Source organism: Snodgrassella sp. W8124 (assembly GCF_016100875.1).
GTDB classification, from domain to species: Bacteria; Pseudomonadota; Gammaproteobacteria; order Burkholderiales; family Neisseriaceae; genus Snodgrassella; species Snodgrassella alvi.
Map to the genome: position 1 here is coordinate 953,424 of NZ_JACFRP010000001.1, position 11,849 is coordinate 965,272.

General features: G+C 39.5%; 11 protein-coding genes and 1 tRNA gene. 8 read left to right on the forward strand and 4 right to left on the reverse strand.

Annotation, left to right across the window (positions count from 1 at the left end):
* Window positions 1-153: 153 nt before the first annotated feature.
* From putP to secF, 5 genes are all read left to right on the forward strand, one after another.
* The gene (gene putP, locus H3U73_RS04210) at window positions 154-1,641 is read left to right on the forward strand and encodes a sodium/proline symporter PutP (protein ID WP_198190101.1); all 1,488 of its coding nucleotides are present in this window, start codon (window positions 154-156) and stop codon (window positions 1,639-1,641) included.
* A gap of 127 nt (window positions 1,642-1,768) precedes the next feature.
* Entirely contained in the window at window positions 1,769-2,443 is a 675-nt protein-coding gene (gene radC / locus H3U73_RS04215) for a DNA repair protein RadC (protein WP_084551887.1), read from the forward strand.
* Window positions 2,444-2,567: 124 nt separating this feature from the next.
* Window positions 2,568-2,867 carry a preprotein translocase subunit YajC gene (gene yajC, locus H3U73_RS04220; RefSeq protein WP_025330657.1) on the forward strand — a complete coding sequence of 100 codons (300 nt, stop codon included), beginning with the start codon at window positions 2,568-2,570 and terminating at the stop codon, window positions 2,865-2,867.
* 96 nt (window positions 2,868-2,963) lie between these two features.
* Entirely contained in the window at window positions 2,964-4,817 is a 1,854-nt protein-coding gene (gene secD, locus H3U73_RS04225) for a protein translocase subunit SecD (protein WP_084551886.1), read from the forward strand.
* A gap of 6 nt (window positions 4,818-4,823) precedes the next feature.
* Window positions 4,824-5,759 (forward strand): protein translocase subunit SecF, encoded by a 936-nt coding sequence (gene secF / locus H3U73_RS04230; protein WP_084551885.1) that lies wholly within the window; start codon window positions 4,824-4,826, stop codon window positions 5,757-5,759.
* A 180-nt stretch (window positions 5,760-5,939) separates the two neighbouring features.
* Here secF and H3U73_RS04235 read toward each other — a convergent pair whose 3' ends face one another.
* A complete protein-coding gene (locus tag H3U73_RS04235) occupies window positions 5,940-6,581 on the reverse strand; it encodes a hypothetical protein (RefSeq protein ID WP_084551884.1) in 642 nt (213 codons plus the stop codon).
* Between the two features lie 194 nt (window positions 6,582-6,775).
* Here H3U73_RS04235 and H3U73_RS04240 point away from each other — a divergent pair, with 194 nt between their 5' ends.
* Together H3U73_RS04240 and H3U73_RS04245 are read left to right on the forward strand one after the other, a co-directional pair.
* Complete coding sequence (locus tag H3U73_RS04240; protein ID WP_037393418.1) at window positions 6,776-7,129, forward strand: Spx/MgsR family RNA polymerase-binding regulatory protein; 354 nt, start codon at window positions 6,776-6,778, stop codon at window positions 7,127-7,129.
* Between the two features lie 18 nt (window positions 7,130-7,147).
* Window positions 7,148-7,888: a UDP-2,3-diacylglucosamine diphosphatase gene (locus H3U73_RS04245; RefSeq protein WP_037393420.1), complete on the forward strand. Its 741-nt coding sequence runs from the start codon at window positions 7,148-7,150 to the stop codon at window positions 7,886-7,888.
* A gap of 290 nt (window positions 7,889-8,178) precedes the next feature.
* Here H3U73_RS04245 and rho read toward each other — a convergent pair whose 3' ends face one another.
* Window positions 8,179-9,438: a transcription termination factor Rho gene (gene rho / locus H3U73_RS04250; RefSeq protein WP_025330651.1), complete on the reverse strand. Its 1,260-nt coding sequence runs from the start codon at window positions 9,436-9,438 to the stop codon at window positions 8,179-8,181.
* Between the two features lie 652 nt (window positions 9,439-10,090).
* On the opposite strand from rho, the gene H3U73_RS04255 reads away from it, so the two are divergent.
* Entirely contained in the window at window positions 10,091-10,618 is a 528-nt protein-coding gene (locus H3U73_RS04255; protein WP_232336100.1) for an FKBP-type peptidyl-prolyl cis-trans isomerase, read from the forward strand.
* A gap of 59 nt (window positions 10,619-10,677) precedes the next feature.
* On the opposite strand, the gene H3U73_RS04260 is transcribed toward H3U73_RS04255, so the two are convergent.
* Together H3U73_RS04260 and argB are read right to left on the reverse strand one after the other, a co-directional pair.
* Window positions 10,678-10,753, reverse strand: a tRNA-Asn gene (locus H3U73_RS04260).
* Between the two features lie 123 nt (window positions 10,754-10,876).
* Window positions 10,877-11,791, reverse strand: coding sequence for an acetylglutamate kinase (gene argB / locus H3U73_RS04265; protein ID WP_084551882.1), 915 nt, complete (start codon window positions 11,789-11,791; stop codon window positions 10,877-10,879).
* Window positions 11,792-11,849: the final 58 nt, after the last annotated feature.

Sequence of the window (11,849 nt, forward strand, 5' to 3'; positions counted from 1 at the left end):
TGGTCAATTATTACATTACACTATTTAATCTTTAACATACATCGAAAAAAATGGAATGAATTTTTGTCTTCGGCTAATTTTTGGCGGAATATTTAAATGTTTTAAATCAATCCATATTTATTTCAATTTTTATACACAGGGTTTTTCAAAACTATGTCCTTGCCAATGATTGTCACATTCGCTGTGTACATTTTAGGAATGATTGCAATTGGTTTTTTTGCCTATCGGTCAACACAGAATTTTGGTGATTACATTCTGGGCGGACGTCGGATCGGCAGCGTAGTAACTGCACTTTCGGCCGGAGCTTCTGACATGAGCGGCTGGCTACTGATGGGATTACCGGGTGCAGTATTTTTATTTGGTATCTCACAAAGCTGGATAGCCATTGGCTTAGTACTTGGTGCTTACCTGAACTGGTTATTGATTGCCGGACGTCTGCGTGTTTTTACAGAAATCAACCATAATGCGTTAACTTTACCCGATTATTTTACGCATCGATTTGAAGATAACAGCTCGTTACTGCGTATTATTTCAGCAGTAATTATTCTGATTTTTTTTACAATTTATTGTGCATCAGGAATTGTTGCCGGAGCTAAATTATTTGAAAGCACTTTTGGCATGAGCTATGGCTGGGCTATGCTGGCAGGAGCTGGTGCAACTATTCTTTATACGCTTATAGGTGGTTTTTTAGCGGTTTGCTGGACAGATACCATTCAGGCAAGTCTGATGATGTTCGCTCTGATTTTAACCCCCATAATGGTAATCATTAATGCCGGTGGTTTTTCTGATGCACTCATTCATATTGAAAATCTGAATCCGGACTATACCAACCTTTTTGCCCATATGGATTTTATCGCCATAATCTCATTGCTAGGCTGGGGGTTGGGCTATTTCGGGCAGCCGCATATTTTAGCCAGATTTATGGCTGCTGATTCGCATGAAGTAATGAAAAACGCACGCCGCATCAGCATGACATGGATGATTTTGTGTCTGGCCGGTGCCATTACCGTCGGTTTTTTCGGAATAGCATATTTTGCTAACCATCCAGAATTAAGCTATCTGGTCAGCAATGGAAAACATGAACGGATTTTTATCGAGTTATCCAAATTACTTTTCAATCAATGGATCGCCGGTGTTATTCTCGCTGCAATTCTGGCTGCTGTGATGAGTACCTTAAGTTGCCAGCTGTTGGTCTGCTCAAGCGCTTTGACAGAAGATTTCTATCGTGCATTTTTCCGTCCAAAAGCAAAACAGAAAGAATTGGTCTGGATTGGACGAATAATGGTGTTTATAGTATCTGTGATTGCCATTTTACTGGCAATTAATCCGAATAACAGCGTTCTGGATTTGGTGAGCCATGCGTGGGCTGGTTTTGGGGCTGCATTTGGTCCGATTATTATTTTTTCCGTATTCTGGTCACGTATGACACGAAACGGCGCATTAGCCGGTATGATTACCGGTGCTGTCACAGTATTGCTGTGGATCAATTTTAATTGGTTTAATCTGTATTCACTCATCCCTGGATTCATACTTGCATCAATTGCAATCATTATTTTTAGTTTATGTGATAAAAAACCAAGTGAGATAGTACAGATTCATTTTAAAGATGCTTATAAGCACTACCATACTAAAACAAAATGAACTTTAATTAACCTGGCGGATTAAACTGTTTTTAAGTTAATCAGTAATCCGAATATGCTCTCAAACCAATTTATTTTATTACATAGCTATATTATGATTATGTCCTTTAATTCACATAATTGTAATAATGAGCATCAAGCATTGGCCGCAAAACGATCGCCCTCGGGAAAAACTTCTTAATCTGGGCGCCTCAGCGCTAAGTGATGCCGAGCTACTCGCAATCCTGCTGCGTACAGGTACTCGGGGTATAAGTGCGGTAGATCTGGCAAGAGAGCTTATTTCTCAACTGGGCAGTCTGCGCGCACTGCTTGAAGCAGATTGTCAGCAAATTTGTCAGTATCACGGTATGGGCATTGCCAGTTATACCCAGTTTGCAGTAATTAGAGAAATAAGCAGACGCATGCTGGCAGAAAAAATTTATTGCCGCCCTATTTTTACTCAGCCGGCTGTAGTGGCTGATTTCCTGCGTTTACATATAGGCCATGAAAAAGTGGAAGTTTGTGTGGCTTTACTTCTGAACCAGCGTAACGAGCTTATGCAAACCATTGAACTGGCTCGCGGTACCATCAATGAAGCACGGGTTTACACTCGCGAAGTTGCTACAGCAGCTTTAAAACACCACGCAGTCTCAATTATTCTGGCACATAATCATCCAGGACAATCTACTATGCCGTCTAATGGCGATATTCAATTTACCAGAGAAATAAAAGCCGCTTTAAATCTGCTGGATATTCGTTTATTGGATCATTTTATTGTTACTGCTGAAAAAATAACATCAATGGCTGAATTAAATCTAATGTAGTAAAAATTATTAATTAAACGTTCTATCTTAATAGCATAATAGTGCAAAGCTGGATAAATTTATCATTGCCGATTACAATAACTGGTTTAATAGCGTTATTTACCTTAATCATACGGAGTACCCCATGATTGATTTTGCTTATGCTGCCAACACTGCCGGTTCACAGAGTGGCCTTATGCAATTCGTCCCACTTTTATTAATTCTTGTTGTCTTTTATTTTCTGATTATCCGCCCGCAGCAAAGCAAACATAAAAAACACCAGCAAATGCTAACCGAACTGAAAAAAGGCGATAAAGTTGTTACTCTGGCTGGAATAGTTGGCAAAATCACTAAAGTAAATGAACAATATTTCACTTTAGAAATTGCTCCTAAAGTAGAAGTTGAATTTGAACGCAATGCCATCAGTGGTAAGGCACCAGAATAAAATCAGTAATCCTGCCGCAACTTCTCAGTTGCGGCCTTTGTTTGTTTTCTTTCTTTTATTAACTGAAGAACAACAGTCTGCAACAAGGCAGCAAATATGAATCGTTATCCTATATGGAAATATCTGCTTATTATCGTCTCAATAGTATTGGGTCTGTTATACACCATTCCCAATTTTTTTGGCGAAATACCGGCAGTACAAATCTCTACCAACCGGCAGGCCATTACTATCGATGAACAAACTGAAAATACAGTTAAACAGGCTCTGGCAGCTGCACACATACAGCATCAGGGTATGTTCATTACTGATGGCAGCCTGAAAGTGCGTTTCAGTGATACTGAAACTCAGCTTAAAGCACGTGATGCTATTGCTTCTAAATTTGGCGAAGGCTATATAGTAGCCCTGAATCTGTTGGCCAATACTCCGGAATGGATGGAAAAAATTCATGCCAAACCAATGTTTCTTGGTCTTGATTTGCGTGGTGGTGTACATTTTACCATGCAGGTGGATATGGATTCAGCCGTTGATAAAACACTTGACAGCTATGCCGGAGATATCCGTCGTCAGCTGCGCAAACTACAAATCCGCAGCGGCAATATTGTTAAAAACGGACAGACACTGGTTGTTCCTTTCCAATCTGCAAACGATGCTTCCACTGCAATATCCGGATTAAAAAAATATCTTAATGATGCAACACTAACTCAGAATGGTGACCGTCTGGTAGTTAGCCTGAGTAACACTGCGCTGACCAGAATTCGTACAGATGCAGTGACCCAGAACATTAATACCCTGCATAACCGTGTTAATGAGCTGGGTGTTGCTGAACCGGTTATACAGCAGGCCGGACCGAACAGGATTGTCGTACAACTGCCGGGCGTTCAGGATACTGCTAAAGCTAAAGATATCATTGGCCGTACTGCAACTTTACAGGTACGAATGGTAAGTGATGATCCCAATCTGTATCAGCAGGCGCTGCAAGGACACAATCCAGATGGATTTGAACTACTGCCATCTGCCGGTAACGGAGCACCTACACTGGTCAGCAAACAGGTTGAACTGACTGGGGACAATATTAATGATGCTCAGGCCAGCTTTAACGACCGGGGATTGCCGGGTGTAAGCGTAAATTTTGACAGTACAGGTGCCAGCATTTTTGCTGACCTCACCCGCAATAATGTTGGTAAACGTATGGCGATGGTACTTATCGATCAGGGTAAGGCAGAAGTGATTACCGCACCGGTAATCAATGAACCTATTCCCGGCGGTAAAACCATTATTTCAGGAAGTATGAGTATTGCTGAAGCCAATGATACCGCATTGCTATTGCGTGCCGGCTCACTGGCTGCACCAATGAAAATTATCGAAGAACGAACCATTGGCCCGTCTCTGGGTAAAGAAAATATTAGCAAAGGCTTTCATTCCACCTTATGGGGATTTGTAGTAGTAGCCATATTCATGATGCTTTATTACCGGATGTTCGGACTGTTTTCAGTAATTGCCCTGTCATGCAATCTGTTGTTCCTGATCGCTATTTTGTCTGCCATGCAGGCTACTCTGACACTGCCGGGTATAGCGGCAATTGCTCTTACACTAGGTATGGCGATTGACTCGAATGTATTGATTAATGAACGTATCCGCGAAGAATTACGTCATGGTAATACACCACAAATATCAATTAATGCAGGTTACGATCACGCCTGGCATACTATTGTAGACTCTAATATCACTTCACTGATTGCCGGTCTGGCGTTACTGATTTTCGGTTCAGGCCCTATTCGCGGATTTGCTGTCGTACATTGTCTGGGTATTATTACATCTATGTATTCGTCAGTAGTGGTTTCTCGTGCCTTTGTTAATTTGTGGTATGGTCGCAAACGCAAACTGAAAACACTTTCTATCGGCCACATCTGGATTGCAGATAAAGCTGCCACTGGTAAAAGTAAGGCTTAATAAATTATGGAATTCTTCAAAATAAAACGTGATATCCCGTTTATGAGCTATGGTAAGCTGACAACGGCGATTTCATTAATTACTTTTATTCTGGCTGTATTTTTTCTTGTTACTCGCGGGCTGAACTTTTCTGTAGAATTTACCGGCGGTACTGTAATGGAAGTGGAATTCAAACAGGGTGCGGATTTAAATAAAATCCGTACAGAACTGGATGGATTAAAACTTGGAGAAATACAAGTACAGGCACTCGGCACAAATAAACAAATCATGATTCGTCTGCCCAATAAAGCCAATATGACTTCAGCACAATTGTCCAATCAAGTTATGGACCTGCTTAAACAACATCAGGAAGGTGTAAGTTTACGTCAGGTTGAATTCATCGGGCCGCAAGTGGGCGAAGAACTGGTTACTCACGGCTTACTGGCTTTAGGCATGGTTGTGATTGGCATCATTATTTACTTATCCATGCGTTTCGAATGGCGCTTTGCTGTTTCTGCTATTATTGCCAATATGCATGACGTAGTAATTATTCTGGGTTGCTTTGCCCTCTTTCATTGGGAATTTTCTCTTACCGTACTTGCAGGCGTACTTGCCGTGCTCGGCTACTCAGTTAATGAATCAGTAGTTGTCTTTGACCGTATCCGTGAAAATTTCCGAAAACCACATATGCGTGGTAAAAGTGTTCCGGCAATCATAGATAATGCCATTACCGCAACCATGAGCCGTACCATTATTACTCACGGATCTACTGAAGCAATGGTCATTTCTATGCTGGTATTTGGCGGAGCTGCTTTGCATGGTTTCGCAATGGCATTAACAATTGGTATTGTGTTTGGTATTTACTCATCAGTATTAGTAGCGAGTCCGTTATTACTGATGTTTGGACTGAACCGGCAAAATCTGGTTAAGCCGCCAAAACGGAAAGAGGAAGCTGTAGTTTAAGATTAAATTACTATTGTTTTCTTCTAATTAATTAAAAAACTCCAGAATAATATTTTATTTCTGGAGTTTTTTATGATTTTAAAAATTTACCTACAAAATTAGGTTTATCTATACGGCAATCAAAAATGGAATTTGAAAAGCTAACAAACTGATGTTCCTAAGCCGAACAATATCTGATTGCTAACGTAGTGTCCGTTCGTCTTTCCAACCTTTATCCGTTAAAACCAATACAGCCGCACGACGTTGAGGTTCCTGCATAGACTTCCACCAGTTTTCATCGGTAGTTTTCAATAATTTTTCAGCCCATTTCTCAGGTACCAGTTTTGCATCATAAACTACCTTGGAAATAGTCATTCCATTTGCAGGGGTAGGTTCAGTAAAGAGCACAATTTTATCTACTTTTTGTGTTCCTAGGCACAGCATACTTCCCTGAGCTGTATTTTGCACATTGTCCTCACCTTTACTTGTACGGTAATACACTGCCTGCGGTATATCTTTTCCGCCATTAACAACCAGAGTTGCATCCTTACCTTTTTCATACAAGTCTGCATCAGTTAAAATATCCATTTGCTTTAAAGCAGTTTTATTAACTTTATCACCATCACTATTTTTTCTGGCAATACGTATTTCTTTATTACCAAGTGCAACCGTATTATTCATACCTCCCTGAGCATTATCCAGCATCAGATTAACCGCCAGACAAACCTTATCATTTTTAGCAAAATCATCTATCGCCTCAGTAAAATTGTGATTACTCGCCTCTTGCTTGCCTCCGCAGGCAGCCAGTAACAGGCTAACGGCTAATACACTGATTTTTTTCATACCGGTATTCCTTATAAAATAAAATCTATACTGATTAAAGCATACTGCCAATATGCCGGATTAGCAACGCAAGCAGTTTACCTTCACTGGTCAGAAACAATTTAAAACGCTCAATCGACATAAAACCAACACTTTAAGCAAATATAAGCAAAACGGTATAATAACAGCTTATTTCCGCAAACAGGCTTTCATCAATGAGTATACAAATTTATGGTATCAGTCAGTGTAATACTGTCAAAAAAGCCCGCAAATGGCTGGCTGATCAACATATTAACGCTGAATTTATCGATTTTAAGAAAACACCGCCAACATTAACCGATATCCAGTTCTGGCTTACACAAGTACCTAAAGAAACATTAATTAACCGTAAAGGTACAACATGGCGGAAATTAAGTAACAATGAACAGACAATTGCTTTAAGTAATGATGATGAAGCCATTCGCCTAATGATAAACCACCCCTCAGTGATTAAAAGACCAGTTCTGGTAAAAAATCAATTAATATTGGTTGGTTTTGATCCGCAACGCTATACTGAATTTTTTGCTTGATACTTCCAGATACAAACCATGAACAACACAACAATATTTATTTCTGATTTACATCTTTCTGAACAGACCCTGCCTTTAAATCAACTATTTGAACGCTGCCTGCAACAATGGCAAGGAAATATCGATGCGTTATACATATTAGGTGATTTTTTTGATGTCTGGATAGGTGACGATGATGACAGTGATTTCATTCGTCATATTAAATCTCAGTTAAAATCTTTTTCTTCTGCGACACCAGTTTTTTTCATTCATGGTAACCGGGATTTCCTGATTGGTGAAAAATTTGCTGCAGAAACCGGAATACAACTACTTACATCACCTCAGCAAATAAAGCTTTACGAGCATGAATATATTATTATGCATGGGGATGAATTATGCACTGACGATATTGCATATCAACAATTCCGTGCCCAGTCCCGCAATCCTCTGTGGCAAATGGCAGTATTAAGTAAACCTATTGAAGAGCGTCGTTTACTAGCCGGGCAAATCCGTCAGATGAGTGAAACACGTAAAAATAATGAAGGTAAAAGTGAGATTTCTGATGTAACAGAACAAGCCATTAATGAACTGATGAGTAGCCATATTCAACCTATTCTGCCTACACTGATTCATGGTCATACTCATCGTCCGGCTGTACATGAATCACAGTTGAACAACCAGCCTTTCAAACGTTATGTCATACAGGACTGGACTGATGATTACGGCGGTTATCTGGCTGTAGACGCAGATGGTGTACATGTACATGAGCTTAAGCTATAAATAGAAAAAATACATCGATACTATTAATGGAAATGCTCCTAGAAGTTAATTATCTCATTATTAACTAGGCAGTCAGATTTTGTATCTGAATATAACGCCAGTAAAATAAAAACCGAAAAGATTAAAAATTCTTTTCGGTTTTTATTTATTATTTTTCATTCCCAAATACCCTGATTTATCCGGGTAATAGCATATCATTATTAAATCACCCACTATATTCAGAGATTTTAAAATAAAAACCGCGTCTACTAAGCGTAAACACGGTTGATACTAGTTTTAAAAATAATTATTTACTTGCCGCGCATTAAATCAAAAAAGTCGGCATTATTTTTAGACTGCTTGAGCTTATCAATGATAAATTCCATTGCTTCAATATCATCCATTGGATGCAAGAATTTCCGCAGCAGCCACATTTTTTGTAAATGCTCATTAGAAACCAGCAATTCTTCACGGCGAGTACCAGAACGATTGATATTAATTGCCGGAAACAGACGTTTTTCAGCCATACGCCGATCCAGATGCAATTCCATATTGCCCGTTCCCTTGAACTCCTCATAAATTACATCATCCATACGGCTACCGGTTTCTACCAGAGCAGTTGCGATAATAGTCAGTGAACCGCCTTCTTCCACATTACGGGCTGCGCCGAAGAATCGCTTTGGACGATGCAGTGCATTTGCATCAATACCGCCAGTTAAAATTTTACCAGATGCAGGAATAACCGTGTTGTAAGCGCGGGCCAGACGTGTAATTGAATCCAGCAGAATAATTACATCTTTTTTGTGTTCTACCAGACGCTTGGCTTTTTCAATCACCATTTCAGCCACTTGTACATGACGGGTAGCCGGCTCATCAAAAGTAGAAGATACTACCTCACCCCGAACTGAACGGGTCATTTCCGTAACTTCTTCAGGACGCTCATCAATCAGCAGAACAATTAGTTCAGCTTCAGGATAATTAGCTGTAATCGCATGTGCAATATTCTGCAGCATCACTGTTTTACCAGATTTCGGCGGAGCTACCAGCAAAGCGCGCTGACCAAATCCGATAGGCGCAATCAGATCAATTGCACGTCCGGTAAGATTTTCTCCGGAACGAATATCCCGCTCTAGCACAAACTGGCGATCAGGGAATAATGGTGTCAGATTTTCAAACAGGATTTTATGTTTGCATACATCTGGATCGTCTCCGTTAATTTTATCCAGACGAACCAGCGCAAAATAGCGTTCATTGTCTTTAGGTACACGTACACTGCCTTCAATCGTGTCACCAGTATGCAGATTGAAACGCCGTATCTGACTCGGACTGACGTAAATATCATCAGGGCCTGCCAGATAAGATGTATCCATGCTACGCAAAAAGCCAAAGCCATCAGGCAGAATTTCCAGCGTACCGGAACAGGTAAACGCTTCTCCCTGCTTCATTTTAATGCGCACAATAGCAAACACCAGATCCTGTTTGCGCAAACGATTGGCATTTTCAATACCAAACTCTTCAGCTATGCCCAGTAATTCAGACACATGTAGATTTTGTAATTCAGAAACGTGCATAAAGATATAAATGAACTTATTTATTAGAATCGAAGATAAAATGAGTTAGAAAACTCATAATAATTCCAGTTACCAGTCTTTAAGTTGCAAAATACTTGCCAAAGACAGGTAAGGTTTTTATTGAAAGTTGATTTGGTTTAATTCTGCCACAAAAGACATTAATAAAAGATTTTTCAGAAGTGACATCTTCTTATGAAGTGAAATTCTAATCTTCAAACCACATAATGTCAAGTTATTATCAACTTTCAATAACACTTGTATGAAGCATACCCTTAAAATTTAATTCTGACATCAGAAAATCCATATAGCATAAAAAGTTATAATTGTGTTTTTTAGTCTGTATCAAGAATTAACCGAACCGAACAACAATTCAGGTTAATATAAATTTCTTATTGTTATATTAATCACTAATTTTTAACTATAAACTGTTATTCAGGCCGGATTATAACCGCATTATTAAAATTAGTATAATAATGTAAATAGAAAAAGAATATATCAGAAAGACAACAGTTACAGATAGATTATATATTCAAAGAACTGAATTTCCAGATATCAAACAATAGCAAACAACCAGTAAAACAGCAGATAAGAAAATGCTTTTCTGCTGATGACTGCTATAATTGTCTCTCCTTTAAATACTAAAAGAGAAATTATGAAACACTTGTCTTTAACTACTCTGGGAATCACTACTGCACTGGTTTTATCGGCCTGTAACTTTGCTGATAATGGATATAAAAATAACAGCAGTGAGCCGGTAGCAGCTTCAACTGCACCTTCGGCTACCCGAAACCCGCAGCGTGCAGGAGAGGAGTTTCTGGCCAAAAATAAAAATGTTTCCGGTGTAAAAACCACTACATCAGGTTTGCAGTACAAAGTTAATCATGAGGGATCCGGTAAAAAACCTAAAGCCACTGATATGGTGACGGTTCAATATGAAGGTCGGTTAATCGACGGGACTATTTTTGATAGCACAGCTCAGCGTAATAATGAGCCGGTTACATTTCCGCTTAATGGCGTGATTCCCGGATGGACTGAAGGATTGCAGCTTATGTCAGAAGGTAGTGACTACACATTCTATATACCAGCCCGACTTGCTTATGGCGAACATAGCCCGACAAGTGCCATTCCTGCTAACAGTGTTCTGATATTTGATGTGAAGCTGATTAAAGTTGGAAAGTAAATCTGATTGTAGGCATAATTAATGAAAAAGCACTCAGTAGACTGAGTGCTTTTAAAATCTGGCTCCCCGACCAGGGCTCGAACCTGGGACCTGCGGATTAACAGTCCGTCGCTCTACCGACTGAGCTATCAGGGAATGAGGCGAGATTATAGCGACTGTAATTTTACTGTCAAGCTTTTTAAACAACTTTATGGTTACAAGCTAATTAAATTATTAATTACACAATAATAATATTTTAGTAAGCAGTTTTATTTTAAATTATTCAGCCTGTTCATTCTGACCTAGAATCATAGTTCCGACACCTTTATCAGTGAAGATTTCCAGCAAGAGAGCATGTGGAACACGTCCGTCAATAATATGAGTATTGTGAACGCCATGCATAGCAGCCTGCAAAGTCGCATTAATTTTAGGCAGCATACCATTTTGTAAAGTACCATCAGCAATTAATGCATTGATATCAGATGGCGTAAGGCGGCTTAATAATTGATTGTTTTTATCCAGTACACCAATTGTGTTGGTCAGCATAATCAGTTTTTCAGCCTTCAGACTTTCTGCCAGCTTACCGGCTACCACATCAGCATTAATATTAAATGCTTCACCATGTTCACCTACCCCAACAGGTGCCACTACAGGAATATAACCATGTTCCACCATTTCCTGAATCAGAGCTGTATCAATTTCTTCAACTTCACCTACCTGTCCAATATCCTGCTTTTCATTATCAGAAGTGGTAAGAAACAATTTTTTGGCTTTGATAAAATGATTGTCGCGGCCAGTAATTCCGACTGCATGCCCTCCATGTAGATTAAGTAAAGATGTAATTTCCTTATTAACACAACCACCAAGCACCATTTCAACAATATCCATGGTCTCGCTATCAGTCACCCGCATACCCTGAATGAATTGATTTTCTTTTCCTACTTTCTGTAATAGCTCATTAATTTGCGGCCCGCCCCCGTGTACAATAATCGGATGAATTCCTACAAGTTTGAGCAGGACGACATCTTTAGCAAAACTTTCTTTCAACTGCGGATCAGTCATTGCATTACCGCCATACTTAATTACCATTGTCACACCGGAAAATCGCCGGATATAGGGTAGCGCCTCGGCTAAAATATTAGCTTTTGTTTTAGCCTCAATAGCATTAATGTTTGTGAAGATGTCTGTGCTCATTATTTATCCCTGCCTAATTAAACTGATTATTTTTCTACGGTTAAGTTTATCTTTAGTT